Consider the following 26,804-nt stretch of genomic DNA (forward strand, 5'->3'; position numbering starts at 1 on the left):
ATCAGCATCATTCTCCCGACCGTGCGGCCCGAAGGGCGTCCTCCTCGAGGAAGAAGGCGATCCGGAAGTTCCAGAGGCGGAGTTGGTGTTCGCGCACGCGATAGCCGTCGAGGTGAGGTTCGACCTCCCCACGAGCGTCGGCGTGGACGATCACGACAGGGGGCGCGTCGGCAAGCGCCTCCTCCCGGTCGGCGTCGGCGCTAATGCTGTCGACGCGTGCATCCGATCGCTCGAGGTACCAGGGCAGCGGGAGCCGATCGTTCCAGCCGCCCGGGGCGTACATCTCGTCGGCATCGGATTCGTCGGCCACGTAAAACGTGTCGTCTCGCGAGTCGACGTCAGCTCCCACGAACAGTACGTCGGTCCCGTCACCGTGATGGCTCGCGATCGCCTCGATGTCGGCGATCGTTTCGGAAGCGTCGTTGTGGGGCTGAGCCCACTGGACGACGGCGGTATGATCAGAGTTCGTCGAGTTCCAGTAGGTGGCCGTGGGCGCGAGCAATCCCCCGGTCGCCGTCAATGCGATCAGAAGGACGATCGCCGCGGATCCGGGTTCGGGAACGTGTATCGTCGGCGATCCCGCTGTGGAGTCATCGATCGCGATCGCAGCTCGACACTCCCGAAGGACGTACGCGAGACCGACGGCGGCCGGGATCGTCGCCGGAAGCACGATGTGGACTGCCGACCACGGCGCGTTGATATCGGTTGCGGCCGGGTAACCGATGAGGCTCGCGATCCCCCAGTATGCGGCGAAGGCGACGAACGCGCGGTTACGGCCGGCCGGAACGCGATCGCGTCCCCGGACGTGTCCGTCGACGATGAATCCGACGACCGCAAGGACGGCCGTCACCGCCGCCGCGTGCGCGATCGTCTCCAATTCGTGTCCGAGGTAGGTCAGGTAGGGGTTGTCCTGCATGTCCCCCTTGATCCACAGGTCGACGAGTTCGCGGACGGAGCCGACGGTTGCCTCGTGAAGGACGCCCGACCACGCTTCCGGCGACCCGATCGCTCGGTAGAGATCCGGACGAGGGGCATAGAAAAACACGATGATGGCGAGGAAGACGACGCCGATCCCGACGACGTGGGATAGCAGAACCCCGACGGGATGGCGGTCCCCGGCAACCGCGACGAGTCCGCGCCAGCAGGCCTGCGCCCAGTCAACTGCCGTCGATCGAAGCCCATCCCGCCGGACGACGCGGGCGAGCCGATGATCGACGAGTAACGCGCCGGCACCGAGAAAACACAGTACGTAGAGGATCGTGTTCGCCTTCGTCGAAAGTGACAGCGCGAGCAATGCGGATCCCGCATAGAGGTGCCGGACCTGTCGCGTGTCGAGCGCCCGGACGACGAACCCGAGCGCGAGAAACGCGAAGGCGCCAACGAGCACGTCGTTGCGCATGAACCGCGAGTAGTAGACCAAAAGCGGGTTGAGAGACAGGAACGCGGCCAACGTAACCACTTCGAGGCGATCGAGGTGCGCCCGGAACAGCAGGGCACCGAGCGGGAGGATGCCGCCGACCAGCGCGACGACGAGACGCGCCGAGGCGTCCGTCGGAGGGAGAACACCGAAGAGCGCCCCGTTTACGATCCGCAGGAACGGGCCGTGAATGATGGGCTCGTACTCGAAGTGACCGGTCTCGGCGTATCGTAGCGTCCAGTATCCAACACGTCCTTCGTCCCAGTGAAAGACCCTCCCACCGAGGTCATACAGCCGGATCGCAAGTCCGAGGATCGTCAGGAGTACGACGCCAGCAACCGTCCGGCGATCGGTGACGGAACGATCGCGATGATCGCCGGACCCCGGAGGTGACATACACGGAGGAACCACACGCGAGGTTACAATTCTTGTGTTCCACGGATCGAACGAAACGGTCCTTCTGTTCCACGGATCGAACGAAACGGTTCGACGGCCGGGGGCCGGGATCGAACCCATCGCGTGAGTCTGTCGAGTGAGTCGTGTTTGACCGACCGCCTGAATCAGTCGTGTTTGAAGCTTCGCGATCCGGTGAAGGCCATCGCCATGCCGTGATCGTTTGCTGCCTCGATGACGTCCTCGTCATTGACCGACCCGCCCGGCTGGATCACGGCCTCGATGCCGGCGTCGGCCGCCTCCTCGATCCCGTCGGGGAACGGGAAGAACGCATCGGAGGCCATGACGGCTCCCTCGGCGGATTTCCCATCCGCATCCTTCTCGGATTTCATCGCTGCGAGCGTGACGGCGTCGACCCGGGAGACCTGCCCCGTGCCGATCCCGACCGTCTCGGTCCCGGTGGCAAAGAGTATCCCGTTCGATTTCACGTGTTTGAGCGTCCGCCAGGCGAAACACATCGTCTCGAGTTCCGCGTCGGTCGGATCGCGTTCGGTGACGACCTCCAGATCGTCCGCGGTCGGCGACTGGAGATCACGTTCCTGGACGAGTCGACCGCCGACGAGCGACTTCTCCGTGAGCGTCTCGCGGAACCGATCCTCGCCGTCGCCGAGGGGACCGACGTCGAGAACGCGCAGGTTCGATTTCTCACGGAGAACGTCGAGGGCCGCGTCGGTGTACCCCGGTGCGATGACGACCTCCTTAAATGAGTCAGTAATGGCCGAGGCGGTCTCGGCGTCACACTCGCGGTTGAGTGCGACGATTCCGCCGAAGGCCGATTTGGCGTCCGTCCGCAACGCGCGGTCGTAGGCGTCCGCGATCGTCGAGCTCGTCGCACAGCCGGCCGGATTCGTGTGTTTGATCACGGCGGCGGCAGGCTCCTCGAACTCCTTTATCAACGAGAGGGCGGCGTCCGCGTCGTTGTAGTTGTTGTAGCCCATGCCCTTCGCACCCTCGTTCAACTGGGGCGCGCCGACGACGGTGGCCTCCTCGCAAGCGTCGTCAACGTAGATGGCGGCATCCTGGTGGGGATTCTCGCCGTACCGAAGCTGATCGCCGCGGTCCTCGGAGACGATCCGTCGCGTCGGGAAATCCCCGCCCGTGTCGCCATCGATCGAGACGGTTTCGGCGTCCTCGTCGACAGTCACACGATCCTCAGCGAACCACCGGACGACCCGGGGATAGGCGGTGAACTCCGCTTCATATAGCACTCTATGCTTTAAGCTGTCCGCGTCGTCGTCCTCATAGACCGGAACCGGCTCCTGAGTGAGGATTGGACCGGAATCGACATCCTCGGTGACGACGTGGACGGTACAGCCCGTCGTCCGGACGCCCGCATCGAGGACCTGCTCGTGGGCGTCCATCCCCGAGAATGCAGGGAGCAACGAGGGGTGAACGTTGATCGTCGTCGGCGCACTATCGAGGAACTCCCGAGTTAACACGCGCATGTAGCCGTCGAGGCAGACGAGTTCGAAATCGTAGTTCGAGAGCCGTTCGAGGATCCGGCGTTCGTGTGACTCGCGCGACTCATCGGGCTCACGGTCGACGACCTCGGTGGGGATCCCGCGTTCGGCGGCCGACTCGACGATCGGCGCCCCCTCGCGATTACTCAACACGACGGACAGTTCCGCGCCGCCCGGCGCGACGTCATCGATGTGTAACAGGTTTCGGCCCCGGTTGCTGGCCAGTCCGGCGATCTTCATACCCGTGCGTCCTCGCGGTCAACTATATGGATTGCGGTCGATCGTCGATCGGTATCCACGAACGCGGATAGATATGCGCGCGATCGGGACACATATCGGTGGAAGTATGCACGGCCGTGGGCGGATCCATCGATACGCTTTTGCGGTCCCCGCGGCAGCATCCGACATGACGAACGATCGACGATCGACGACCGATCGCGGGGATTCGATCGCGGATCTCCCGCGTGAGGATCCCCTCGCGGCCGTCTCTCCGCTCGACGGACGGTATGCCGGACGGACCGAACCGCTCTCGCCGTACGCGAGCGAAGCCGGGTTGATGCGGGCCCGCACTCGCGTCGAGGCCGAATATCTGATCGCCCTGGCCGACCTCGACGTGACGCCGATCGACATGGATGAGGACGCCCGATCGGCGATCCGATCGACGTACCGAACCTTCGACGCCGCGGACGCACGCCTTATCAAGGATCTCGAGGTACGTGGTGCCGAGGGCTACGAGGCGACCAATCACGACGTGAAGGCGATCGAGTATTTCCTCCGCGTCCGGCTGTCGGAGTTGACGACGGACGGGACGGCCAGGAACGAGAACCCGATCGACGACGCCGAGGCACTGTATCCGTGGATTCACTTCGGCCTCACGAGCGAGGACGTCAACAATCTCGCCCATCGGCTCCTCGTGAAACCCGCGATCGAGGAGGTACTCGTCCCCGCAATCCGGGAAGTTCGCGAGGAGTTGACGACGCTTGCCCACGATTACCGCGACGTACCGATGCTCGCACGGACGCATGGCCAACCGGCAACGCCCACCACCTTTGGAAAGGAAATGGCGGTCTATGCGACCCGACTCGGACGTGGACTCGGCCGACTCAAGGACGCGACGGACGCGATCGCCGGCAAACTCGCGGGTGCCTCCGGGACGTACGCCGCCCACGAGGCGGCTTACTCGGAAGTCGACTGGCGGGCGTTCTCCCGGTCGTTCGTGACCGACCTCGGGCTCGAACACGTCGACCTCACGACGCAGGTAAACCCCTGTGACGATCTAGCCGCCGTCTTCGATGCAATCCGTGGGATCAACAACGTCCTCCGGGACCTCGATCTCGACGCTTGGCTGTACGTCTCCGACCGCTATCTCGGCCAGGAAACCGTCGAGGGCGAAACCGGCTCCTCGACGATGCCTCATAAGGTGAACCCGATCGACTTCGAGAACAGCGAGGGGAACCTCTCGAAGGCCAACGCTGACCTCACGTTCCTAGCCGACTACATCACCACCTCGCGTCTCCAGCGTGACCTTTCGGATTCGACCGTCAAACGAAACGTCGGCGCCGCGCTCGCCCATAGCCTGATCGGCTACTCGAAGGCGGCGGACGGACTGGAGACGGTCGTGCCGAACGAGCAGGTCATGCACGAGGAACTGGAGGGGACCCCGGAGATCATCGGTGAGGCCGTCCAGACGATCCTTCGACGGGAGGGCGATACGGAGGCGTACGAACGGGTGAAGACGTTGAGTCGAGGGAAACGCGTCACGCTCGCGGACTTTCGTGAGCTCTTCGCGGAGTTGTCGGTCGACGAGTCGGTTCGTGAGGAGCTGAATGCGTTGACGCCCGCCGGCTACACCGGGATCGCGGACGACCTCGCGGTCACGATCGACGACGAGCAGTAAGTGTTGGGAGGGACGAGGATCGACGGTCTCCGGCTACCTGATAAACTAGATAACGCGATAGAGAAAGTCGAGATGAAATCGGCCGACGCCGAGAGCCCGTCCCGGGATCTCTGATCGATCGTGTCGTCACGGATGATGAATCCGTGAACAGCAGACCACTCGGAGAGGGCACTGTGTCGACCACGCTACTCGCTCTCTCGATCACCGCTGAGTGGAACGAGACGCCGTCCGTTCCTCAGTAGTCGCGCGCTGTCGGTGGGCAGCATCCCACTCTTCGAATACACCGTATTCCGTCATCGTCGTCATGCCAGCGATGGCGGCCCGAAGACTGATTCCAATGAGGGGGATGTCGGCGACCGTTACAATGACGTCCGCTTGAATCACGGCTCCGTCGCGCAACAGCACGTCAATGAACTCAACGATAGCGTGCGTATCGTCCTTTGTTGGATCCATGCTTTCTACCCGATGTCCGGTGCGAACGTATACGGTGGCCATGCCCCGGTGAATCTGATTCTAACTCCGTTCTGCTCGACTAATTCGTCCAACCGGTCACCGAGTGCGGATTCATCCGTTGCGTCCGCGAGGACTGCCAGTCGCGCAACTTGTTCCCCCTCGGTTGCGGCGCTGGGTTCCGATAGCTGAGAGTGGGGATCCTGTTCAATCAGTTCGTTCACGACAGGGGTGACTGTCTCTTTCAGCCTCGCGTTTAGCTCGGCGCGATGTTCTTGCTTCAGTTCGCGAAGCCGCTTGTCGTACTGTTTCTCGAGTAGAAATGCCTTACCGGCCCCTGCCCGCTGTTGGCGTTGCTGTAATTCCTGCAACTGATCGTCCTGATCTGCGATCTCGTCTTCGAACGTCGACGGTTCCCAGAACAATCGAATCCGATACTCCCACGTGTCTGCAAACGATGTCAACGCCTCGCGAATCCTGTCGTGTTGTCCATGCAACCACTGGGTGACACCCGTATCACCCCCCTCAAGAACGGTGTTGAACCGCATCGGTAGCGGTGTCCCGAATACGTCGCCCGCCGCGTCGACGACGTGCTGGTGCCTGAGAATCCGTTTTTTTACTTGTTCCGGATTCTCCGTACTGTAGATCGTTTCACAGTCGTGGACAACGGCTCCGACAGTTCCCTCTTCGATGACGTACACGGAGTTGTCTCCAACTCCTCTTGTGGACATGGTATCCAGCTCTGCGGTCGTGATGTCCACCAAGCAGTAGAGGTAACGGCCACCGGTAACCGCTTGTTCCTCGTTTGATCCAGTGGACTGTTCTGTGGCTGAGGGAGAAGACTGGTCAGTCATCGGATTCATCACCGAAGGTAAATAACGAGCCAGGGGATGGAGGGGTCTCCTGGTCGGATAGCTGCTCGATAGCACCACGTACGACGTGATCGAGATCGTTCTTGAAGTCGGCGACGTCCTTGTTGATGTTTTCCTGTTGTTTTAACCGTTCAATCTCTTCTTCTAAGGCGTGCAGTTGCTGGCCTAATCGTTCGATCTCAGCTTCGGAGAGATTCCCAGATTCCATCCGTCGCACGGCCTCCTGTTCGAGAGCCTCGACTAGCAATTCGACGACGGTCACGACGAGAGCAGTGATCCCGCCCTGTAAATCGTCTGCATCTTCATCAAGCGCGAGTTCCACTACTACTCACTCTCCTGTGGTGTCGTGTTTGAGATCGACGCTCGTTCCTCTCCCGACGGCTCGTGTTCGTCCATTTGTCCGGATCCAGATCCGGCGTCCGGGCTATCGGAACTATCGGACGAAACGCCAGCCGCTGTCTCGACGCGCTCCATGTCTGTTCCAGTGGGAAACTCGAGGCCGTATTGGGCCGCGGTTTCGAATGAAGCGATAGCTGCCCGCAACTCGATGCCCAGCAGTTCGGTGTCTCCGATGCTGACCGCAACATCGGCGTTGACGACTACCCCTTTGTCCAACAGCATCTCCAGCATCTCGGCGAGATCACCCTGTGAGCGGGTTGGCTTAGGGTCACTCATCCGTCGACACCTCCTCATCGTCAGTCTCGTGTTCGGCCACAGGAGTCGTCGTCGATGTTTCGTCACCCTCGATCATTTTGCGGTAGAGTCGCCGGCCATACAACCGCTCGCGAGCTGGTACCACCGAGTATTTGGGTGTCTCCGGGACGGTCGAATGGGAGTTGCGGGTCGCGTTTTCGGCGTTCGACTTCTGGGGGGGCAGCGTCGAGTGCGCCGTTGGATTCGTTCCCTCCGTCTCATCATCATCATCACGCCGTGTTTCGGATTGACGTCGATTCCGGGTCCGACGGCGCGCGAGCTTCTCCCGCTGTTGGAGCAGTTTGCGTCGGGCCTTGTCGCGGTTCTTTTGTGCCTTCGCCTGCGCTTGTCGCGCCTTCTGCTTCCGTTTTTGCTGTTGTTTGTCCGTCATTCAGACTCACCGTCGTTGGATTCGCTCGCCCGAGTTAGCCGAATTTCGAGAATCTGATTATTGAGTGCTACGTCGGTGATCGTCACGTCCGGTTGGTCGAGCGCCACGCGCTCGACGAGTTCCTCGTTGGCCCACAACTCAAGAGCTGGATCGTCAGCGTCGAGCGTGACGTCGAGTTCATCGTCAGTAACGCCGGGCAAATCCGCGATGACGACACGTTCGTCATTGCTGATCTCCCGTGTCTCGATACGGATCGACTCCTCGTCTCCCTGCTGACTGCGTGTTCGTTCTTCGGTTCGGGACCGATCAGAAACAGGCTGATCGCGTGGTGAAGCTGTGCGATCATCGGGGCCAAGCCCAATCGAGACATCGTAGCTATAATCGATACGGGTACTCCCGCGATCGATACGGCCCGATCCCTGTCGATACCCACCCTCGTCCTCCTCGATCTCGGCGAGCGCCTCGATAAGGGCTTGTAACTGTCCAAGCAGGCCACTTGGGTCTGATGAGCTATCAGACTTGTCGGATGTGTCGTCAGTATTGTTGTGATCGGATGCCATTAGCGTTTAACCTCCATTTGATTCCGCATTTGGGCCTGGATCTGCTCGGCCATCTCCACTTGCGCCTCGAGTTCCTGCTTGCGCTCTTCGTACTCCTCCTTCGATCGCTCGCCAATCTCGTACAGCAGTCGGTTTTCCTTGATGTCGTCTTGGATCGCCTCCATATCGTACATCTCGTCTAGTGCCATCGTTTGCAAGATATCCAGCAGCGAGAGGAAGGGGTTCACCAGCAGATCATCCACGAGGAACATGTCTCATCTCCCTCCTTGCTGCTGATCGGCACCGATGTGGATGTCTACGAAGTTGTACGGTGACCACGGCCCAGTATACTGAATCATCAACTCATCATCGTACTCCGCCTCGATCTCATCGATTACGTCGTCGAAGGCATCCCGATGCTCGCGCTCGACCAGATACGACTTGTTCACGATGAGCCGGTCGCTAAAGAGATCGTTCTCAGTTTCGTTGAGACTCACCGCTGAGAGCCGGTCTATCACATCGTCCTGAATCTCCGCTTGGGACGGCCCGCTCTCGTCGGGGGCGATTATCTTCACCCCGAGTTCGACCGTGCCCTCAATGTCGTTCAACGTGCTGCGCAGGGCGCGCCGTGCCCCCCGCAGGACGCCCTTCAACGTACGGCCGTTCTTGAACGCCATCCCGAAACTCATCGGCACGACTGTACGGCCGCCGTCGTATTCGAGTACACGCTGTAGGACGTTGTTGTGCGCCTCTACGGCCTCATCTGTACGCTCCGGTTCCGTCGTGTCAATATCAGATACCACGGCAGACAGCGTGCGGTAATCGACCGTGTACACGTGCTCTGCTTGCCCAACTCCGTCGACCTCTAATTCAATATCTTCCTGTTCGATGACGCCATACGTGTAAAGATTATCGCTCATCCGCCTCACCTCGCGGTGGCTCTAAATCGCGGGACCTGCAATCGATCAGTAATGCCTTCAGCAGGAGCGACAACGTGACCAACCGGTTTACCTCTGGCACAATTCTGTTGAAGGTGGTTTCACAATCAGTGATCTGATAGACTTTTCGCATCTTTAGCTCGGTCATGGCAAGCAGACCCTCGTCTGCGAGATCGGTTAAATGAGGATAGACCGTACCGGGGCTCAAATCCGCACCGAACAGTCGACGGAGATCCTGGCGAAGTTCTTTCCCACACGCACGGCCTCGAACAGCGATCAACAGAAGCAAAATTTCGTCTAATTGTGCGATGATGTTCTCATTGCTGATAGATTGAAGATAGTTATCATCGAGCCAATTCTCTATCGTGGTCACCGCGTCGTCAGTAAGTGGGGTCTCTCTGTATTGCGACGACGGACTATCGTCGCCTTTGTGGGATGTGTATTCTGGTTCAAGTTCGGACGCAAGCAACGACTCGCCATCCGAACCGGTAAATGATAGCTCGATGCCTGTCTCGATTTCGTCGTGGAATTCCTTGAACAGTTGATTCATTTGTCAGACCACCTCTGTGAGTGTGATCTTCGGAATGGATTGTGATTGGTCGATGCCGATACCGAGCAGCGGGGTCAGTGGATTCTCGCCATACAGCATGATGGCGTTGCCCGATCGCTCCAGCCGGAAGTGCATGTCCGCGACACGGTCCGCCCGCTTTCGGAGTTCCGTTCCCGGCTTGGTGATAAGGATCGTCAGGTCGTTGTGGAGGGCGACGTAATTCGCGAAATCGCCCAACCGAGTCTCGAATGCCGTTCGTGCCGTATCCATACTGATCACGTGTAACAACGGCCCCTCACTCTGCTCGCGCATCTGCTCGGCGTATCCAATGTACCGTTCGTAATCAAGTTGGCCCCCTTCTAAGGGCGACTTGAGTTCCTTGTTGATTGTAGCGGATCGTTTCTCATCCGCCACATCTCCGCTGGTGTGCTTCCCTTCTTGGATGAATTCTGTCTCGACTTGGGTACCGTGTTTTGTATCGGATGGAGGAACCATCTGTGACGGTTCGGAGGGTGTCTCGGCGTGTCGGTCCTCCTCAGACGGCCCCGTACTTCGAGAATGGCTCGCGTATGTCTCGAAGATGTGACAGTACGTCTCGAACGCCCTGGCTGCCAACACCGTATTCAGATCGTTGTGGAGCAATCCGGGACTCCCCTCACGCGGGGGGACGACAGCAACGCCCATCTCATTGGCGAGAAAGTTTCGGATGGTCGGGAGCGTCAGCACGCTCCACGCGTCCCGGGAGAGATCGGTCCCCAAATCGAGGTGAACGACGCTTCCGCGGTTGTACCCGCCGGAGAGGATGGGGTCAAGATCACTGATCCCCGTCGAAAACTTCGCCTTCGTATTCGGGCGTGGATCCCACGTGCCGTCGCCGGTCCCCGTACGGACGGTGGACAATTCGACGGGAGTGATCGCTTGAAACTGGCCGTCAGCAAGCGTGATGGGCTGTAACCGGTTGTCGATCCGAACGCTACGTAACTTCTCTAATCGGAGATGACGTCGCGTTCGTCCCCGCTGGTCCTCAGAGACCTGCAGCGAGACCACGCCATCAACGATATACTCAAGCGGTGACGAATCGGCAGTTTCCGAGACGAGCAACGTCCGGATGTCCTCTTGGCGGGCGAGGGCGACCAACTGGGTTGTCACCGTCTCGATATCTGGAGGGTCGTCGTGCCGAGTGGACACGTACTCATAGATGAGTTCCCAGCTGTCGAATGCGATCGTAAGCCGCTTGCTCGCATCCTTGATTCGTTGGATCCACTCAAGTAAGGAATCGAAATCCAACTTTTCGAACGGGACATCCACGTCCAACGGAAGTTCGAACGCGTCTTGGGAGAGGTCAAGGATGTGTGTCTTATCGAGAGAGGAATGATCCTTGAAGTACATCTCGTGAATAGTGTCTTGATCGACGCGTGTCGACACGTAGAGGACATCGCCATCACGCTCTAAGACATCAAGGCCACGGATTGAGAACAGCGTCTTACCTGTTCCCGGTGCTCCCTTAACCAGGAGGGTATGTCCCGGGGTGTCAGTAAAAAAGCGACTGATCTCGCGAGGAAAGAGCGCACGACCTTGTTGTTCCGGGGGGATGTAAGCGAAATCAGGTGAGGTCATGATGTGCGTGCTGGTCGGGGTGACGGAGCAGTTCCCACTCACTCACTCATGAGTGTGAAACACCACTCGGTTAAGACGGCCTGTGTGAGCAGTTAATTCCGGGATACGTATAGATGTGTGTTGTTACAGAAAGTGAAACGGATGCCAAAATCATGAAAGTATATTTATAAATACCTAATTATTGCTAATACGGGTAGAACCCAAATCAATCATGGCTCAGCCTGATTCCTCAAGTTTGGCCGAAGTTCTGGATCGTGTACTGGACAAAGGTGTCGTCGTCGACGTATGGGCGCGTGTCTCCCTCGTCGGAATCGAGATTCTAACCGTCGAAGCCCGAGTCGTTGCCGCATCGGTCGATACCTTCCTCCACTACGCTGAAGAGATAGCGAAGATCGAACAAGCGGAACTCACCGCTGGTGCCGAGGCGGCACCCGCGCCAGAGGCCTGACCCACTGGCCCGCTTCGGCGGACCGTAACGGAGGCGTATAGCTTGCAAACTAACCCTACTCAACCAATTTTTGCACCAACCCCAACCCATCACCCATGAGTGTTATAGACAAACGTGAGGACATGAGCGAAACTCGCGAGGAATTCACAGCCGCACAACAAGAGTTCGCAACCTACGCCGACAAGTTTACCGCTGACGTCGAAATGAAACGTGACGTGGGCGATCTCGTCGGCGCGATTGAAACCCTACGGATGGAGATGGACGATACCAACGATACGTTCCACGCGTACAGCGAGGAATTCACCGCGGATATCAACCATCTCCACAGTGAGATCGAAGAGCAGCGTGAAGCGATCGACGAGGTTCGCGACGCCTTCGACGCGTATACCGACACCTTCGCAACAGCCGTCGCGGCAAAGCAAGACGTGAGTGGCCTCCTTGATGCGATCGACGCGCTGTGTGCGGAGATAGACACGACTAACGAGGCATTCGAGGTCTATGCGGACGAGTTCGGGGCTGACGTGGCTGCCCTCCGAGACGTGTCCGACCTGTTGGCGGCGATAGAGGAACTGCAACTGGAATTTGCTGCTGTCCACGACGTATTCGACGACTACACTGACGAATTCGATGCCGACATCGACCGATTCCAGGAGGGTGTCACAGAGCAGCGCAACGCCTTCGCAACCACCGAAGAGGCCTTCACCGCCTTTGCCCGTGACTTCCACGGACAAGAGACGACCCGCGAGTCAATAGCTCCTGAAGAGGAGACCGAAGCCCCCGACGCCGAAGCGGAGGAAGCGGAACCGCTAGCGGAAGAAGCGACAGAACCCGAGGTTGGTCAGGAGGAATCCGAAGTGGGCGAATCCGAGGCTGAAACGGAAGAAGCGGAAGCCGAATCTGCTGAGGTGGCTGAAGAAGAACCAGGCAGCGAAAAAGCGGCTGAAACAGAAGAAGCACCAGAAGACATGGTCCAGTGTCTGGTGTGTGGTGAATACTATCAGGCGATTACGGAACCCCACCTTCAGACACACGACATGACGATTCAGAAGTATCGCGAAGAGTATGGTGAAGACGTGCCGCTCCGGCCGGATGATAAAGCATGACGGACGGATCACGCGAACGGAGGGTGCGAGGCTCACAGATCCGCTCGTCTCGCGAGACGAAGAAACAACAAAAAGATCAGCAGCGCGAAGACAAGGGACTCCAACGCCTGGAAAAACAACAGGATGGACATGCACGGGAGACGTCTTCGCAACTCGACGAGAGTTTCATTCCTGAGGAACAGCCGTTTATCAAAACCGACGCCGTCAATCAGATCGAAACGCGAATGGGACGCTGGCTTGACGTGGGTCGACCGGTCCACCTCATTGGACCGACGGGGTGTGGAAAAACGGCGCTGGCGATGCACGTTGCTCACGAACGCGACCGCCCAGTTGTCTGGATCAACGGAGACGCCGATCTTACGACCAGCGATCTCGTTGGGGAATACGCTGAAAAAGAACGGATATCCGAGCGTGACCAGTACATCCACAACGTCATCAAGAGCAAGGATATTATCCGGGATCGATGGGTCGATAATCCCCTGACGCTCGCCGTACAGGAAGGAGCAACGCTGGTATACAATGAGTTCTCCCGCACCAAGCCCGTCGCGAACAACGTCCTGCTGTCGGTCTTCGAGGAAGGCGTACTCGAGTTACCGGGCCAGCGAGGCAAGTCCCGATACGTCGACGTCCACCCGGACTTCCGAGCGATCCTCACCTCGAACTCCGTAGAGTACGCGGGCGTCCACGAGCCACAGGATGCACTCTTGGATCGTCTCGTCGGTCTCTATATGGACTTCTACGACCGAGATACCGAGATCGAAATCGTCCATGCTCATGTCGATGGGTCCGCTACGGAGTACGTCGAACCGATCGTTCGGTTGATGCGCGAGTTACGTGGACGTCTCGACATCAACGTCGGGACGCGAGCGGCGATCATGGCTGCGGAAGGAATCGAAACTGTCGATGACCTCGATCAAGTAATACTCACGGACATTTGTGTTGATGTGCTGGCCTCAAAGGTCGCACAGCACAGTGCTGTAGACGAGTTACGAGACGAGGTCGAATCAACTATCAACGACGTAGAGGTCTCCCTTTCATGAGGCCTCAACTTCATACAGAGGAGCATGTCGGACCAAGCAAATGATCACACCGATCAGGACGATATCGACGACGCGGCACCCTCCACCGAGATAGAGGAGGAAGAACTATCATCGGGGGATATCGATACTGAGTCGCCCGAACAGGCTGCATCAGCCGAAGAGGAGTCCAGCCAGTCTTCGGATTCTCCAATCAGCCTGGGTGAGGCCCAGAATCGAGCGCGGGAGGTGGCAGAAGACCTGTTGGAACACGGGTTTGAGGGGATCATCAAAATCGAGGCGGCAGGGGATGACGGCTGGCGCACTGTCGTGGAGGTGGTCGAACGCCGTGCCGTTCCCGATACCCAAGACATCATCGGTCGTTACGAAATCATGCTTGACACCACGGGCAATGTCACCGGCTACGAGCTCCTGGAGCGTTATCAACGAGGGGACATGAAAGAAGAGCTGTGAACTGGTCTTACACACTAGAGTTGAGGGAAGAAACATGACATACCGGCTGGCCGTGGCAAACGAGAAGGGTGGGGTTGGGAAGACGACGACTGCGATCAACGTCGCCGGAGCCTTTGCTGACCACGGTCACAACGTCCTGTTTGTCGATCTCGATGCACAGGGGAATGGGACGATCGGGTTGGGATTCGACGGGAGTTACACTCGAGAGGACACCTCGTTATATGACGTGCTCGTGGATCTCGATGATCAGTCGCAGATTAACGAGGTGATTCAGTCGCACGAGGAGTTCGACGTTCTCCCGTCCCATATTGACATGTTCAGTGCAGAGTCGGAACTCCAGACGGAGATTCGGGGTCGCGAACGGCTCTGGATGGCATTTGATGAATTGGATGCCACGTACGACTATATCATCATTGACACTCCACCGTCCTTGGGACTGCTCACGGATAACGCACTGCTGGCCTGCCGAAACGTCCTCGTTCCGGCACTGGCTGAAGCCACCTCCCAGCATGCGCTCGACATCCTATTCGATCATATGGAGACACTGGAGGAGGGATATGGCGTGGGTATCGATCCGGTCGGTATCGTGATCAACCGAATCGAGGTTGATGGTGAGGCCGACCGCATGCTTGAGTGGTTCGAGAAGCGGTTCGGCGAGTCGCTCCCAATCTGGAAGATCCGCAATCGCGTCGCGCTGAAACGGGCGTGGGCGAATAGCGCCTCGATATTCGGTCACAATGAAACAACGGATATGGACACCCGGTTTCAGTCTATCGCCGCCCACCTTGAATCAACCACGCGTTCGACGAAGCAGTGACAATACGCATGAGACTAGTCGCTGGGGCAACGGGACCCGTAGTTGACCGTTAGTCACCATACCCGATATATAATCGTCCGATCGAGCCCACGAATACGTTCGGGGAAAGCCCGTTCCTCGCGGGGGACTTCGATCGGACGCATGGACGGAGGCACATTTGACACGGGACTGGATCGCCACGCAACATCGAACCGATCGCCATCGAACGACGGGGCCTGAAGATGCCGGAGATCGATTTCGACGCCGAACGTGCGTACGCGGCGGACCGCTTTAGCGCACGGGAGGCGTTCGGAAGTGACCGGGCGAAAGTCGTCTGCGGGTACTTCGAGCCGGGACAGTTCATCCCGGTCCACGCCCCCGAAAGCGACCTCGTGGTGAGCGTCCGAACCGGGACGGGGATCGTCCGAGAGGGAGAGACGGCCCACCAGGTGGAACCCGGAGACGTGGTCGTCGTCGAGGCGGGTATCGATCGCGGGATCAAGGCCGATGAGGAAGGCCGTCTCGAGGCGCTTTTGGTGACGGCTCCGCCGCCGACGGACGAGGAACATGGCCCGGTCCGTCGGGGGATCAAACACGGGGAGTTCGAGCCGGACCGGGAGGCGTGAGCGTGGCGACCGTTCGAACGCTCGACGCCCTGGAGGGAACGCCTCACGCGAACGTCTTTCCTGGATCCGAGCCGACGACGATTCGGCTCCAACTCGCGGCGGGCGAACGCATCGACCCACACGACCACCCGGATCGGAACGTGGTGGTGTCCGTACTCGAGGGCGCGATCGACCTCCGACTGGGATCGGAGGTATACGAACTGGAGGCCGGCGATGTCGCCCGATTCGATGGGGCTCAGCAGGTCTCGCCGGTCGCGACTGCCGACAGCACGGCACTCATCGTGTTGGCGAAAAAGCCCGAGTGGTCGGATGGAGCCGAAGCCGGCGGCGACGAATCGTCGACGTAAGCGGGGATCTCACGCGTAGGCCGCGAACTCCCTCCCGAACACCAGAAAGTAGCCGGTCCCGACGACGCCGATCGCGGCGGCGATCGTGAACGCGACCTGCGGACTCACGAATTCCCATAGGTACCCCCCGATCGCCGCACTCGGGATCACGATCGTGTTTCGAAGCAGGTAGTACGTTCCCGTCACGCGCCCGCCGGCGCCGCGTTCGGCGGGACCGACGATCAACGCCTTATGTGAGGGAAGTCCAGCGAATCGGAGTCCGGAAAAAGCGAAGATGACGACCAACGCCGCGGCCGGCGAGAGGGACGGACTCATCAGGGTCGGGCCGTCGATCAACACGACCGGAAAAACGGCGTAGACCGCGAACCCGATCGCGACGACGGGTTTTAACCCGATACGCTCTGCCGCCTTTGCCGCCGGCGCCATGACGAGCAGCGCGATCAGCATCTCGACGCCGAGGAGGTAGCCGAAGAACGCCTGCGGCGAGAGGTCGATGGCGGAGGAGAATCCGGCAATGGAGATCGTCGTCTCCAGTCCGACCCCGTAGATCCGGGTGACGACGAGCACGAAGAAGACGTAGACCATGCCGTTGGCGAACCGGACGAGCGTATCCCCGACGAGAAGCGGACGTAACTCGGGAGGCATCTCCGCGAGATCACTCCGGATCCGATCGAGACCGGCAAACGATCCCCCGATCGTGTCGCCGCTAGCCGCATAGAGAACGTGCTGGACTAGAGTTCCGACGGCACCGAAGACGACCGCCACCGCGAGAACGTACCGGAAGCTCACGGTGAAGGTCGGATGAAGATCGATGAGGACGGCGGCGAGGACCGGTCCGACGAGGAAGGCAGTGCGACGGAACGTCTCGGTGCTCGCGAAGCCGGCCGCAAGCTGTGAGGGATCGGTCGCCTGCTTGACGACTGCAAAGGAAGCGCCAAGCCCGAAGGATTTCCAGGCCTGGGCGAAAAGCAGGCCGACGAAGACCCAGATCCACGGCTGGATCGTGATTCCGGCCACCCCTATCGGACCGACGGCGGGAGCCACGAGCCAGATCCCGAACCCGACCGTGGAGACCAGCCCGAAAACTGTCAACGCGTATCGCGAGCCGATCCGATCGGAGATCGCTCCGCCGGGATACGGATAGACCGCCGAGATGACGTTTCCGACGGTACCAAAAAGTCCCACGACGAAGCCGCTCGCGCCGAGGGCGACGAGGTACTCCGGCAGGTATCGGTTGGTCATCTGAAAGCCGAGACTGAATGCGAACATCGCCAGCGACAGCACCAACACGTCCCGTTCGAGAGCGAAAAATCGGCGGAACGCGTCCAGTGCCCCCGACTCCTCGGAATCAACGGCATCCCGGTCATCAGTCATCGGGCTGAACGCTCCCCTCGTCGACGTTGTTTCAGGCCTCGCCGTCGAACCTGCTCCGGCTCCCGAACCCGTTCCGATTCCATCGCGGATCGAGCGATCGTTTCGACCAGACACCGATAAAGCATCACGCCGGTCCCGCTACGTCACCGTCATCGAATCCGACGCTGTCACCGACGCCGATCGAACGCGTGAAGCATGAATGCGGACGAAATCTCGAATCCGGGCCGATCAGGCGTCGTGGATCCCCTCGCCGTCGGTCGCGACGGGGCGTGTCGTTCGCGTCAACCGATCCTCGAAGGTAGCATCCTCGGAGGAGTCCGTCGAGAGTGCTCGTCGTCTCTCGATTTCCGCGTGGATCGCGTCGGTGATTCGTGGATGTTTTCCGAGTGGATCTGCGTACTCGATGCCGCCACGGTCGAGTTCAAGCGCCGCCGGAATCCGCTCCTCGGTCGCCGGAGAGCGAGTCACGAAGAGCGGAACCGCTACGGCTCGACGCGTCTCGACGGCATATCGGACACACTCGACGGCCGGGTTCTGCACGAGATAACTGGAGATCACCTGGCCATATCCCGACCGCTCGCGGAGACGCTGTACGTGATACTCGGCCGTGCGCCGGTGGTGCGGCTTCGAACTGCTGCCGAAAGCGACGAGAACGATCGCGGCATCGTCGTCGGGCGGGAGCGACATTGCGGCCCGATCCTCGATCACGTCGGTGACGGCCGGACTTCGCCCGACCGGTTCACAGTACCGGACGTCCCCCTCGACGTACGAGAGCGCACCGGGAACGGCATCGAGCGTATCGTGCGCGTGGGCGGCACACATCGGGACGGCATACACGGTGTCGGCGTCGATCCGAGCGAACCGGTCGCGGAGCTCACGGACCGGTTCCTCCTCGTAGAGCGCGATCTCGACGTCGTCGACCCCGGCGCGTCGAACGAGCCGATCGGCGTGAGTCCGAAAGCTGTCGCGTGCGGTGCTCGTCTCGCGGCCGATGAGCAGGAGTGAATCGGTCGTCATGAGTTAAATAAACTTGTGTTTAATTAAACCAATCTGGCTTGCTAAAGACGTGGGAGTCGGATGTAAAATACGTTGTGGTCGCAGGAACCCCAACTGTTCGAGAATCCTCCGGATCAAGGAGCGTGTCGATCGGGACGCGGACGGTTCGAGCGTGGATCGCCCGAATCAACCGTCCGATCGGACCGCGAGCACGGAGAGATCGGAGAACGGCGATTTCCCGGCGTCCGTGTTCGAATCGTTGGATCCCGAAGTCTCGTCGGCTTCCGAGGTCTGGTTGGATCCGGAACTCCCGTCAGCTCCCGACGTCCCGTCGGATTCTGTGGTTCGATCCGCTCGTTCGGCGAGATTGTGAAGCGTCGTTCGCGCGATCGTCTCGTCGTCGTGGGTCAGTCGTTCAAGAACGATCGCCTCAAGCGACGGGGATGCACCCGCATCAAGGAGATCGACAGCGACGTCCTCGGGCATCAGATCGTACGGTCGTGGCAACACGAGCAGATGGCGGTCTCCGACGTCCGATCGAAGCCGTTCGAGGTCCGCAGTGAGGTCCCCGCTTTTGTGAAGTGTCACGAAGGTCGTCTCCTCCATCGGCGTGCGCGCCCGACTGGCCGCGACCTGCAGAGAGGATATCCCCGGAATCACTCGAACGGGCCGGTCGATGGCCGCCTGTACCTTTCCGACGAACTGGTAGCCCGAATGGTTCGGATCCCCCATCAGGAGCGCGGTTCCGACGGCACCGTCGGCGATGCGGTCGGCAAAGGCGGCGAGCGTTTCGGCCTCGTCACGATATCCGCATGCGAGGATCTCGGCGTCGATCGCCATCGCTTCCCCGACGTATTCGACGACCGTCTCGAATCCGACGACGACGTCCGCCTCCCGGATAGCCCGGCGTCCCCGGGGTGTCAGATACTCCGGATTCCCCGGTCCGATCCCGACCGCGTGGATCGGAACGGACCCATCGGATCCATCCACCGCCGTATTATCGTCAGCCGACGATAATCCGACCGGCGGTTCCGGTTCCGCCGCAGCCAGGTCCGCGGGATCGGGTCCAGCATCGAGATCGTAGTCGTCGCTCATTGCGGATCGTCCGCCCACTCGGCGTCGATCGTCCCGTCGCGGACGTCGCTTGCGACGTGGACGAGTTCATTCGTCAGGCCGGCGGCGAGCCCGCTGCCGCCACGCCGGCCGACGTTAGTGATCGTGGGGACTCCGTGTTCGAGGGCAACCGACCGCAGGCGGGTTCGGCTTTCAGCGGCCTTGACGAATCCGACCGGCGTGGCGACCACGACCGCCGGCCGGGTCCCGTCCTCGATGCAGTCCGCGAGCGCGAGCGCGGCGGTCGGTGCGTTCCCGATCACGGCGATCGCATCCTCGTAGACGCCCTCCCGGTCGAGTTCGAGGACGGACGCCGCGGTCCGAGTCATTCCGGTTCGGTTGGCCAACTCAGCCCCGTTCCCGATCGCCTTTTTGACCGGACAGTCGTGGCCGCGGCCGGTGATTCCGGCCTCCACCATCGTGATATCGGTCACGATCGGTCGTCGCTCCAGAACCGCGCGTGCTCCGGCACGGACCGGCGCGTCATCGTCCTCGTGGCGGCTCCCGTCATCGGTGCCGCCGGTAAAGCGGACGAGATGCTGGAACTCCGGATCGCCGGTCGCGTGGACCGACTTCTGGCGGATCCGGTCGGCGAGCGTCTCGTCGGGGACGAGTTCGCGGACCCGGTCCATGCTGGTCTCGGCGATCGCCATCGCGTTCTCGGTGGTCGCACCGAGATCGGCGTACTCGTCGATCGTCTCGGATCCGGCGTCGGTTCTCCCGACACTTGAGGCGTCCTCAGTCGTCATCGCTCGTCACCTCCTGGGAATCGATCTCGGTCGCGTCGTTCGTTGTGTCCGTTTCACCCGCACGCACCTCAAGGTCGCCGTCGACCCGGAGGTTGATGTCGCGGAGCCGATCCTCGGTTCCGGCGTCGGCGTCCCACAGCCCGCGATCGATCGCCTCGAGCAGCGTGTCGGTGATGCTCTCGAGGGCCCACGGGTTCACCTCGCGCATCCACTCGCGCCGGTCGGGGTCGAAGGCGTACTTCCCGGCGACGTCCTCCCAGAGCGTGTCGCTTATCACTCCGGCAGTCGCGTCCCACCCGAGGACGACATCAACGGTAGTCGAGAGATCGCCGGCTCCCTTGTATCCGTGTTCCGTCATGCTGTCGAGCCAGTTCGGATTGAGCACGCGGGCTCGCATCGCCTTACGGACTTTCTCCTCGTTAGTGTACACGGAGACCGCGTCGGGATCGCTCGAGTCCCCGACGTAGGATGCCGGCTCCTCGCCGGCAATGGCCGTTACGGCGGTGATGAACCCACCGTGGAAGGCGTACCAGTCGGAGCTGTCGAACTCGTCCTGCTCAGCGGTGTCCTCGATCTTCACCGTCGCCTCCACGTTACCGAGCCGACGCTCGAAGGCGCCGTGGGCCGCGGAGACACGTCCGCGCTTCCCGAGCGCGTAGCCGCCCCACTGGGTGTAGACGTCGGCGAGGTCCTCGCGGTCCTCCCAGTTCCCCTCGTCGACGGCCTTGTTCGTCCCCGCGCCGTAGCCGCCGGGTTTCGTCGTGAACACGCGGTGGGTGGCGGCCGCCTCCGGATCCTCGACGCCCTCGGACTCCAGCCGGTCCGTCTCCTCCTCGACGTGTTTTTTGACGTAGTTACGGTCGTGGGGCTCATCGAGGGCGACCACCGCCTCGACGGCGTCGTGGATGACGCCGGCCGCCTGCGGGAAGGCATCGCGAAAGAGTCCGGAAACGCGAGTCGTAACGTCGATCCGCGGACGTCCGAGATCCGAAAGCGGGATCGGCTCCACGTCGTCGACTCGACCGGCGTCGGTCCACTCCGGCTCGACGCCCATCAGCGCAAGCACCTGCGCGATCGTCTCGCCACGGGTCCGGACCGTTGGGGTGCCCCAGGCGACCACGCCGATCTCCTCGGGATACTCGCCGCGTTCGTCGTGATGGCGGTCGACGACGCCCTCGGCGACCTCCCGGCCGACTTCCCAGGCGCTCCTGGCCGGGACCTTCCGGGGATCGAGCGTGTAGAAGTTACGCCCGCTCGGAAGGAGGTCGACGCCGCCACGCGTGGGGGCGCCGCTGCCGCCCGGCGGGACGTACTCGCCGGTTAGTGCGTCGGCCGTTCGAGGGATCTCCTCGATCGCGCCGTGAACGCGCGGGGCCGCCTCCTCACAGATGAACGCCAGCGCCTCCCGAAGGTCCTCGTGTGCCCCGGGGCTCGCACGGGCCTCGCCGATCGGATCGAGGTCGACCACGAGAAGATTCATGTTCACCTCGCGATCCGTCTCGGAGCCGGACGGGTCCTCCTCGTCCGCCTCGCGCGTCCGGCCGTCGACCTCCGAGTCGGGCACGTCGAAATCGTGCTCGGCCAGGGTCGCGACGAGTTCGAGGCTCGTCTCGTGAACGACGTCGGCCGCGGCAGCCAGCGTCATGCCGAGATCCTCGTCGTAGGCTCCCGGTTCGTTCACCATCCGCTCGTGATCGATCCCGAGGACGCCGGCCACGCTCTCACGGAGGCTCGGCCCGCCAGGGTTCTCCAGTCGGGTCAAGGCGACCAGATACTCGACGAGCCGGTCGTCCGCAGGCGGCTCCCCCATGGTGTGGAGGCCATAGCGGATCTGTGTCGTCTTCACGTCCGTGAGGTACTCGTGGATGCGCTCGACGAGCGCGTCGACATCGAGGTCGTCACCATCGACGTCCCCTTCGGCGAGCGTCGAGCCAGCTTCCTCGGGGCCGCGGACGGTGGCCCGTTCGTCGATGGTCCCCTCGATCCCGAGTTCGACGGCGAGATCGAGGTCCGCAACCGTCTCCCACAGGAGGCGTTCGAGCCCCTCGCCGTCGTCGGTTCGGGCGTCCTCCATTCCTGCCTCTCGGTAGCGATCGGCCAACTCCTCAAGCTCCGCGAGCTCGTCGTAGGTGCCGGCGTTTCCCATCACCGGCGTGAGATGGTCGACGATCGCGGCGTACGAGCGCCGCTTCGCCTGGGTTCCCTCACCGGGGTTGTTGATCACGTACGGATAGACGTTCGGGACGTCGTCGATCAGCCCGTCCGGGGCGCTCTCGGCGTCGAGTCCGACCGTCTTTCCGGGGAGCCACTCGAGGCTGCCGTGCGTGCCCAGATGGACGACGGCGTCGGCCTCAAAGGTGTTCCGGAGCCAGGCGTAGAAAGCCACGTAGTCGTGTGGGGGCTGGAGGTCGGAGTCGTGATACACCTTCGTGGGGTCCATCCCGAACCCGCGGGGTGGCTGGACCGTGACGATGACGTTACCGAACTCAACGCCGGGGATCGCGAACGGTCGGTCCGGGGGATCACCCCACTCCTCGCGGACGTTCTCACGAAGCGAATCGTTCAGGGCGCCAAACCACTCGCGATACTGGCCGGTGGAAACGACGTCGACACTCGCCTCCCGGACGTCCTCGGGGGCAACCCACCGCGAGTCGAGGGTCAACTGGTCGGTCAGCCGATCGATGAGTTCCGCGCCGTCCGCGGGGATCGGAGCGTCAGCCGATGCGGACGTCGTCTCTCCGTTCTCGCCGAGGTCGTAGCCCCGATCGGCCAACTCCGCCAGGAGGTTTCGGGTGCTTGCGGGGGTATCGAGCCCGAAGGCGGTACCGATGCCGTCGTCGCTCGGAGGGTAGTTGTGCAGGACGACCGCAATGGACTTCTCCGCGTTCGGCGTGTGCCGGAGTTCGGCCCAGTTGACCGCGAGGCGGGCGGCGTGGTCGATCCGGTCGTCAATCGGGAAATGCTGTTTCGGCGCCGTGCCGATCCCGGCGTCGTCGTCCGTGCGCTCCTTGCCACTTATCGGATGGGTAATGACGTTGCCGTCGAACTCCGGAAGCGCGACCGAGAGCGCGAGTTCAAAGCCCATCACGCCGGTGTCGCTTGCGGCGTACCGGGATCGGGATCGCATCGTCGTGACCGTCTGAATCACGGGCACGCCAAGGCGATCGAGGAAGACGTCCTCGGCGGATTCCCCTTCGTCGCTCGCGTCGCGACCGCGCTCGTCCATCGACAGCGAGAACATGAACGACGAGAGGACGGCGTCGACGATCGGCTCGCCGGTCGCGTCGGTGAGCCACTCGTCCGTGACGCGCTCCGCATCCCATCCCCCATCCGTGTCGGAGGCCGGATTACAAAACACCGGGAGCGCGTTCGCACCCTGCGCCTCAAGCGCGCGTACCTGCGCGTCGACGTACCGGAGGTTCTCGTGGGTCCAGTGGGACTCATAAAACCAGACGGCGACCGTCGGCGCGTCCGGATCGAGGCTCGCGAGCAGTTCCTCGTAGCTCGCGCCGGGACGATCGGGGTGATAGACGCCCTCCGTCGGCAGGGAGACGGGATCGTCGTAGGGACGGTCCTCGTCGCCGACGCTCCCGTCGACGGGGGCGTCATCCCCCTCAACGGACGCATCTGACTCCTCAAGCGATACACCAGTCCCCGTGCCGGCGTATTCGTCAACGAGAAACCGGAGGCAGTTGGCGACGTTGACGGTCCCGCCTCGGTCCAGATACTCGTAGACGCGATCGCGGACGGCCGGATCGACGGTCGTGTCTTCGATCGCGTAGGCGTCGCCCGTCGAGTTCACTACGAGCGGGACCCCGGCCTCAGTGAGGCGATCAACGGCATGCTCGTAGCCGGGCATGCTCCCCTCTGAGCCGTGGAGCCAGCAGATCACGGCGGTCGCATCGGTCAATTCCTCGACGAACGCGGCGGCGTCCGTCTCGTCGTCTAGGTCGCTTGCCGACCGGACGACCAGTTCGGCGTCGACCTCCTCGGCCGCCCGTCCGATCGCCCCCAGTTCGTTCTCGGTCGCGGTGTAGATCCCGATCGTTGGCATAACGTTGTTAAACCTCCATGAATCTAAGACAAGTATGATTGATTTAGGAAAGAACAAAAAGGCTTCGCACGATCGCGGCGAAGCGCCCTCGTTCGGCGAGATCGTCGGCCAGGAGGAACTCAAGCGTGGTTTACTCGCCGTCGCGGCCAATGACGATCTCGACGGGCTCCTCGTACGCGGCGAGAAGGGAACGGCGAAGTCGACGGCCGTCCGCGGACTCGCCGACCTTCTCCCGACGCAGGTCGTCGTCGAGGGATGTCCCTACGGCTGTCCACCCGACGATCCCGGCCGGCAGTGTGGTGCCTGTCGCGACCGATCCCGGGCAGATCTCACGGCGGTCGAACGGCCGGTTCCACTGGTGACCCTCCCGTTGAGCGCGACCCGCGAGCGCGTCGTGGGGACGCTCTCCGTGGCCGATGCACTGGCCGGTGACTATGAGTTCGATCCGGGCCTTCTCGCGCGAGCCAATCGCGGAATCCTGTACGTTGACGAGGTGAATCTCCTCGAGGATCACCTCGTCGACACGCTTCTCGATGCGGCCGCAAGCGGGGTCAATCGGGTCGAGCGCGACGGCGTGAGCGTGGACCACCCTGCGAAGTTCACGCTCGTCGGGACGATGAATCCCGAGGAGGGTGACCTCCGGCCACAGTTGCGCGACCGCTTTGCCCTCCAGGCGACCGTCGAGGGATGTCGAGCGATCGAGGACCGGGTGGCGATCATCGATCGGGCGATCGGTTCTGCCAAGGACACCGCCGACCAGAAACACCCGAACGACCGCGACGACCGATCCGACACCGCCGACCGAACGGCGGAGTACCGCGATCGGCTTCAGCGGGCACGCCGTCGGCTCGCGGACGTCTCGCTTCCCCGATCGTTCCGCCAAGAGATCGCGGAACTATGTCGCGACGCCGGCGTCGAGGGACACCGGGGAGACATCGCGACCGCCCGTGCCGCGCGAACGTTCGCGGCGCTCGACGATCGCGGCCGAGTCATCGAATCGGACGTCCGGCGGGCCGCGTCCTTCGCGCTCCCCCACCGGTTGCGATCACGTCCGTTCGAGGAGGCTCCCGATCCGGAGGACCTCATCGACGACCACTTCGACTCCGACGGATCGGAGTCGAACTCGGAGGAGCGGACCGAGGAGGAGACGGAGGACGCAGGAAAAACGGAACGGGACGAGAAGGACGAAGGTAACGGAGAACGCGCGGAGAACAGGACGGAAGAGCCGGATACGGGGAAGGACGGAACCGATCGCGACGAGCGAGCGGGCGGCCAAGACCGGGTCGATGAGGACCGCAATGGCGAGAACCGAACCGACGAGGACGAGCGCGGAGTCGGCTCCTCAAATGAACCGCTCGACGGAGCGTCCGAAACGGATCCCGATCGAACGATCGAGAAGACGACTGCGGATGAGAGCGGAACTGACGATCCGGGCGAGGGCAGAGTCGACGATCCGGACGGAGACGGACAGGGGTCGGACGATCGGGAGAGTGAGGAATCGGGAGCATCATCCGAACGGCAACCGGTCGGCGAGGAGGGACGCGGTGACGGAGTGGAGGACCGACCGGACCAAACCCCGATCGTTCCTGGCGAGTCGCGTTCCGGGATCGAACCGGGGAGTGCTTCCGATCTCCCGATTCCGGAACCGATCGACGGCGGTCCCTCCGACGGCAGTGGATCCGGGTCACGAACGCGTTCGGAAGTCGGCGGGAGCGACTCGGGACCGCGGATCCGATCAGAGCCGACGAAGTCGTCCCGAGCGTCCGACATCGACGTTGGAGCGTCCCTCCGGGCGGCGACCCAGCGTGGTTCCGGAGCGATCGAGTCCCGCGATCTCAGACGCTCGGTTCGGCGCGGGAACGCCGCCGCGCTCGTCGTGTTCGCCGTCGATGCCAGCGCCTCGATGCGTCCGGCCATGCGCGCGGCCAAGGGAACCGCTCTGGAGCTTTTGAAGGACGCCTACCAACACCGCGATGAGGTCGCGGTCGTCGCGTTCGCCGGGACCGACGCCGACGTACTGGTCCCCCCGACCGACAGCGTCGAGTTGGCCGCCCGCCATCTCAAGGACATCCCGACCGGCGACCGGACGCCGCTTCCGGCCGGATTGCGAACCGTCGGAGACGTCCTGCACCGGGCGGAGCCCGCCGCGAGCGTGGTCGTGATCGTCACCGACGGACGGACGAACGTCGCGGACGGAAGCCCGAGCGCCGAAACGCGCGATGCGGCACGCGAACTCGCCGCGACGGATACACACGTGGTCGTCGTCGACGCGGGCAGGAACGATCGGGACCGCGATCGATCGAGTCTCACGGACGTCATCGTCGCGGAGACCCTCGCGGAACGCATCCCGCTACCGGCGCTGTCGGCCGATCGGATCGACGCGGCCGTAGGAAGCGTACACGAGGGGTGACGGCGGAATCGGCGATCGGAG

General features: G+C 61.8%; 26 protein-coding genes. 9 read left to right on the top strand and 17 right to left on the bottom strand.

Going from position 1 to position 26,804, the window contains the following annotated elements; all coding sequences use genetic code 11:
* Window positions 1-7: 7 nt before the first annotated feature.
* Both ACERIT_RS08005 and purN read right to left on the bottom strand, forming a co-directional pair.
* Window positions 8-1,813, bottom strand: a complete 1,806-nt coding sequence (locus ACERIT_RS08005; RefSeq protein ID WP_373674317.1) for a flippase activity-associated protein Agl23 — start codon at window positions 1,811-1,813, stop codon at window positions 8-10.
* A 164-nt stretch (window positions 1,814-1,977) separates the two neighbouring features.
* Window positions 1,978-3,570: a phosphoribosylglycinamide formyltransferase gene (gene purN / locus ACERIT_RS08010; RefSeq protein ID WP_373674318.1), complete on the bottom strand. Its 1,593-nt coding sequence runs from the start codon at window positions 3,568-3,570 to the stop codon at window positions 1,978-1,980.
* A 166-nt stretch (window positions 3,571-3,736) separates the two neighbouring features.
* Here purN and purB point away from each other — a divergent pair, with 166 nt between their 5' ends.
* Entirely contained in the window at window positions 3,737-5,227 is a 1,491-nt protein-coding gene (gene purB, locus ACERIT_RS08015; RefSeq protein ID WP_373674319.1) for an adenylosuccinate lyase, read from the top strand.
* Window positions 5,228-5,428: 201 nt separating this feature from the next.
* Here the strand turns inward: purB and gvpM are convergent, their stop codons facing one another.
* From gvpM to ACERIT_RS08065, 10 genes are read right to left on the bottom strand one after another with little or no spacing between them, the layout of a single operon-like run.
* On the bottom strand, window positions 5,429-5,680 hold the full coding sequence (gvpM, locus tag ACERIT_RS08020; protein ID WP_373674320.1) for a gas vesicle protein GvpM: 252 nt from the start codon (window positions 5,678-5,680) through the stop codon (window positions 5,429-5,431).
* 5 nt (window positions 5,681-5,685) lie between these two features.
* Window positions 5,686-6,531 carry a gas vesicle protein GvpL gene (gvpL, locus tag ACERIT_RS08025; protein ID WP_373674321.1) on the bottom strand — a complete coding sequence of 282 codons (846 nt, stop codon included), beginning with the start codon at window positions 6,529-6,531 and terminating at the stop codon, window positions 5,686-5,688.
* Complete coding sequence (locus ACERIT_RS08030; RefSeq protein WP_373674322.1) at window positions 6,524-6,871, bottom strand: gas vesicle protein K; 348 nt, start codon at window positions 6,869-6,871, stop codon at window positions 6,524-6,526. The genes gvpL and ACERIT_RS08030 overlap by 8 nt, the downstream gene beginning before the upstream one ends.
* A 2-nt stretch (window positions 6,872-6,873) precedes the next feature.
* Window positions 6,874-7,224, bottom strand: a complete 351-nt coding sequence (gene gvpJ / locus ACERIT_RS08035) for a gas vesicle protein GvpJ (protein WP_373674323.1) — start codon at window positions 7,222-7,224, stop codon at window positions 6,874-6,876.
* Window positions 7,217-7,633, bottom strand: a complete 417-nt coding sequence (locus tag ACERIT_RS08040; RefSeq protein WP_373674324.1) for a protein gvpI — start codon at window positions 7,631-7,633, stop codon at window positions 7,217-7,219. The genes gvpJ and ACERIT_RS08040 overlap by 8 nt, the downstream gene beginning before the upstream one ends.
* Window positions 7,630-8,193 carry a gas vesicle protein GvpH gene (gene gvpH / locus ACERIT_RS08045; protein ID WP_373674325.1) on the bottom strand — a complete coding sequence of 188 codons (564 nt, stop codon included), beginning with the start codon at window positions 8,191-8,193 and terminating at the stop codon, window positions 7,630-7,632. Before gvpH ends, ACERIT_RS08040 begins: the two co-directional genes overlap by 4 nt.
* A complete protein-coding gene (gene gvpG / locus ACERIT_RS08050) occupies window positions 8,193-8,444 on the bottom strand; it encodes a gas vesicle protein GvpG (RefSeq protein ID WP_373674326.1) in 252 nt (83 codons plus the stop codon). Before gvpG ends, gvpH begins: the two co-directional genes overlap by 1 nt.
* 3 nt (window positions 8,445-8,447) lie before the next feature.
* Window positions 8,448-9,092 (bottom strand): gas vesicle protein GvpF, encoded by a 645-nt coding sequence (gene gvpF / locus ACERIT_RS08055; protein WP_373674327.1) that lies wholly within the window; start codon window positions 9,090-9,092, stop codon window positions 8,448-8,450.
* Window positions 9,082-9,660: a PadR family transcriptional regulator gene (locus ACERIT_RS08060; RefSeq protein ID WP_373674328.1), complete on the bottom strand. Its 579-nt coding sequence runs from the start codon at window positions 9,658-9,660 to the stop codon at window positions 9,082-9,084. Before ACERIT_RS08060 ends, gvpF begins: the two co-directional genes overlap by 11 nt.
* Before the next feature lie 3 nt (window positions 9,661-9,663).
* On the bottom strand, window positions 9,664-11,277 hold the full coding sequence (locus ACERIT_RS08065) for a gas vesicle protein GvpD basic region 2 domain-containing protein (RefSeq protein ID WP_373674329.1): 1,614 nt from the start codon (window positions 11,275-11,277) through the stop codon (window positions 9,664-9,666).
* Between the two features lie 211 nt (window positions 11,278-11,488).
* On the opposite strand from ACERIT_RS08065, the gene gvpA reads away from it, so the two are divergent.
* The 7 genes from gvpA (at window position 11,489) to ACERIT_RS08100 (ending at window position 16,087) form a co-directional block, all read left to right on the top strand.
* Window positions 11,489-11,725, top strand: coding sequence for a gas vesicle protein GvpA (gene gvpA, locus ACERIT_RS08070; RefSeq protein ID WP_373674330.1), 237 nt, complete (start codon window positions 11,489-11,491; stop codon window positions 11,723-11,725).
* Between the two features lie 95 nt (window positions 11,726-11,820).
* Window positions 11,821-12,828 (top strand): MucR family transcriptional regulator, encoded by a 1,008-nt coding sequence (locus tag ACERIT_RS08075; protein WP_373674331.1) that lies wholly within the window; start codon window positions 11,821-11,823, stop codon window positions 12,826-12,828.
* Window positions 12,825-13,868 (top strand): gas vesicle protein GvpN, encoded by a 1,044-nt coding sequence (gvpN, locus tag ACERIT_RS08080; RefSeq protein WP_373674332.1) that lies wholly within the window; start codon window positions 12,825-12,827, stop codon window positions 13,866-13,868. The genes ACERIT_RS08075 and gvpN overlap by 4 nt, the downstream gene beginning before the upstream one ends.
* 24 nt (window positions 13,869-13,892) lie before the next feature.
* On the top strand, window positions 13,893-14,318 hold the full coding sequence (locus ACERIT_RS08085) for a gas vesicle protein (protein ID WP_373674333.1): 426 nt from the start codon (window positions 13,893-13,895) through the stop codon (window positions 14,316-14,318).
* Window positions 14,319-14,352: 34 nt separating this feature from the next.
* On the top strand, window positions 14,353-15,135 hold the full coding sequence (locus tag ACERIT_RS08090) for a ParA family protein (protein WP_373674334.1): 783 nt from the start codon (window positions 14,353-14,355) through the stop codon (window positions 15,133-15,135).
* Between the two features lie 221 nt (window positions 15,136-15,356).
* A complete protein-coding gene (locus tag ACERIT_RS08095; protein WP_373674335.1) occupies window positions 15,357-15,740 on the top strand; it encodes a cupin domain-containing protein in 384 nt (127 codons plus the stop codon).
* 2 nt (window positions 15,741-15,742) lie between these two features.
* Window positions 15,743-16,087: a cupin domain-containing protein gene (locus ACERIT_RS08100; RefSeq protein ID WP_373674336.1), complete on the top strand. Its 345-nt coding sequence runs from the start codon at window positions 15,743-15,745 to the stop codon at window positions 16,085-16,087.
* A 9-nt stretch (window positions 16,088-16,096) separates the two neighbouring features.
* On the opposite strand, the gene ACERIT_RS08105 is transcribed toward ACERIT_RS08100, so the two are convergent.
* The 5 genes from ACERIT_RS08105 to cobN all read right to left on the bottom strand — a co-directional run bounded on the left by ACERIT_RS08105 (window position 16,097) and on the right by cobN (window position 24,373).
* Window positions 16,097-17,461 (bottom strand): MFS transporter, encoded by a 1,365-nt coding sequence (locus tag ACERIT_RS08105; protein WP_373674337.1) that lies wholly within the window; start codon window positions 17,459-17,461, stop codon window positions 16,097-16,099.
* A gap of 228 nt (window positions 17,462-17,689) precedes the next feature.
* Window positions 17,690-18,478, bottom strand: a complete 789-nt coding sequence (locus ACERIT_RS08110) for a CbiX/SirB N-terminal domain-containing protein (RefSeq protein WP_373674338.1) — start codon at window positions 18,476-18,478, stop codon at window positions 17,690-17,692.
* A 165-nt stretch (window positions 18,479-18,643) separates the two neighbouring features.
* Entirely contained in the window at window positions 18,644-19,552 is a 909-nt protein-coding gene (locus tag ACERIT_RS08115) for a cobalt-precorrin-7 (C(5))-methyltransferase (protein WP_373674339.1), read from the bottom strand.
* On the bottom strand, window positions 19,549-20,319 hold the full coding sequence (locus tag ACERIT_RS08120) for a precorrin-8X methylmutase (protein ID WP_373674340.1): 771 nt from the start codon (window positions 20,317-20,319) through the stop codon (window positions 19,549-19,551). The genes ACERIT_RS08115 and ACERIT_RS08120 overlap by 4 nt, the downstream gene beginning before the upstream one ends.
* Entirely contained in the window at window positions 20,309-24,373 is a 4,065-nt protein-coding gene (cobN, locus tag ACERIT_RS08125; RefSeq protein ID WP_373674341.1) for a cobaltochelatase subunit CobN, read from the bottom strand. Before cobN ends, ACERIT_RS08120 begins: the two co-directional genes overlap by 11 nt.
* Window positions 24,374-24,407: 34 nt before the next feature.
* Here cobN and ACERIT_RS08130 point away from each other — a divergent pair, with 34 nt between their 5' ends.
* Window positions 24,408-26,783 (top strand): VWA domain-containing protein, encoded by a 2,376-nt coding sequence (locus tag ACERIT_RS08130; RefSeq protein WP_373674342.1) that lies wholly within the window; start codon window positions 24,408-24,410, stop codon window positions 26,781-26,783.
* Window positions 26,784-26,804: the final 21 nt, after the last annotated feature.

This window comes from Halopenitus sp. H-Gu1 (genome assembly GCF_041821145.1).
GTDB lineage: Archaea > Halobacteriota > Halobacteria > Halobacteriales > Haloferacaceae > Halopenitus.

Coding starts and splice junctions, on each gene's coding strand:
- ACERIT_RS08105 (WP_373674337.1), bottom strand. CDS start 17,461: ATGACTGATGACCGGGATGCCGTTGATTCCGAGGAGTCGGGGGCACTG.
- gvpN (WP_373674332.1), top strand. CDS start 12,825: ATGACGGACGGATCACGCGAACGGAGGGTGCGAGGCTCACAGATCCGC.
- ACERIT_RS08110 (WP_373674338.1), bottom strand. CDS start 18,478: ATGACGACCGATTCACTCCTGCTCATCGGCCGCGAGACGAGCACCGCA.
- ACERIT_RS08130 (WP_373674342.1), top strand. CDS start 24,408: ATGATTGATTTAGGAAAGAACAAAAAGGCTTCGCACGATCGCGGCGAA.
- gvpH (WP_373674325.1), bottom strand. CDS start 8,193: ATGGCATCCGATCACAACAATACTGACGACACATCCGACAAGTCTGAT.
- ACERIT_RS08085 (WP_373674333.1), top strand. CDS start 13,893: ATGTCGGACCAAGCAAATGATCACACCGATCAGGACGATATCGACGAC.
- ACERIT_RS08005 (WP_373674317.1), bottom strand. CDS start 1,813: ATGTCACCTCCGGGGTCCGGCGATCATCGCGATCGTTCCGTCACCGAT.
- ACERIT_RS08120 (WP_373674340.1), bottom strand. CDS start 20,319: ATGACGACTGAGGACGCCTCAAGTGTCGGGAGAACCGACGCCGGATCC.
- gvpJ (WP_373674323.1), bottom strand. CDS start 7,224: ATGAGTGACCCTAAGCCAACCCGCTCACAGGGTGATCTCGCCGAGATG.
- purN (WP_373674318.1), bottom strand. CDS start 3,570: ATGAAGATCGCCGGACTGGCCAGCAACCGGGGCCGAAACCTGTTACAC.
- purB (WP_373674319.1), top strand. CDS start 3,737: ATGACGAACGATCGACGATCGACGACCGATCGCGGGGATTCGATCGCG.
- ACERIT_RS08040 (WP_373674324.1), bottom strand. CDS start 7,633: ATGACGGACAAACAACAGCAAAAACGGAAGCAGAAGGCGCGACAAGCG.
- gvpM (WP_373674320.1), bottom strand. CDS start 5,680: ATGGATCCAACAAAGGACGATACGCACGCTATCGTTGAGTTCATTGAC.
- ACERIT_RS08090 (WP_373674334.1), top strand. CDS start 14,353: ATGACATACCGGCTGGCCGTGGCAAACGAGAAGGGTGGGGTTGGGAAG.
- gvpA (WP_373674330.1), top strand. CDS start 11,489: ATGGCTCAGCCTGATTCCTCAAGTTTGGCCGAAGTTCTGGATCGTGTA.
- gvpF (WP_373674327.1), bottom strand. CDS start 9,092: ATGAGCGATAATCTTTACACGTATGGCGTCATCGAACAGGAAGATATT.
- ACERIT_RS08115 (WP_373674339.1), bottom strand. CDS start 19,552: ATGAGCGACGACTACGATCTCGATGCTGGACCCGATCCCGCGGACCTG.
- ACERIT_RS08060 (WP_373674328.1), bottom strand. CDS start 9,660: ATGAATCAACTGTTCAAGGAATTCCACGACGAAATCGAGACAGGCATC.
- ACERIT_RS08075 (WP_373674331.1), top strand. CDS start 11,821: ATGAGTGTTATAGACAAACGTGAGGACATGAGCGAAACTCGCGAGGAA.
- ACERIT_RS08095 (WP_373674335.1), top strand. CDS start 15,357: ATGCCGGAGATCGATTTCGACGCCGAACGTGCGTACGCGGCGGACCGC.
- cobN (WP_373674341.1), bottom strand. CDS start 24,373: ATGCCAACGATCGGGATCTACACCGCGACCGAGAACGAACTGGGGGCG.
- gvpL (WP_373674321.1), bottom strand. CDS start 6,531: ATGACTGACCAGTCTTCTCCCTCAGCCACAGAACAGTCCACTGGATCA.
- ACERIT_RS08065 (WP_373674329.1), bottom strand. CDS start 11,277: ATGACCTCACCTGATTTCGCTTACATCCCCCCGGAACAACAAGGTCGT.
- gvpG (WP_373674326.1), bottom strand. CDS start 8,444: ATGTTCCTCGTGGATGATCTGCTGGTGAACCCCTTCCTCTCGCTGCTG.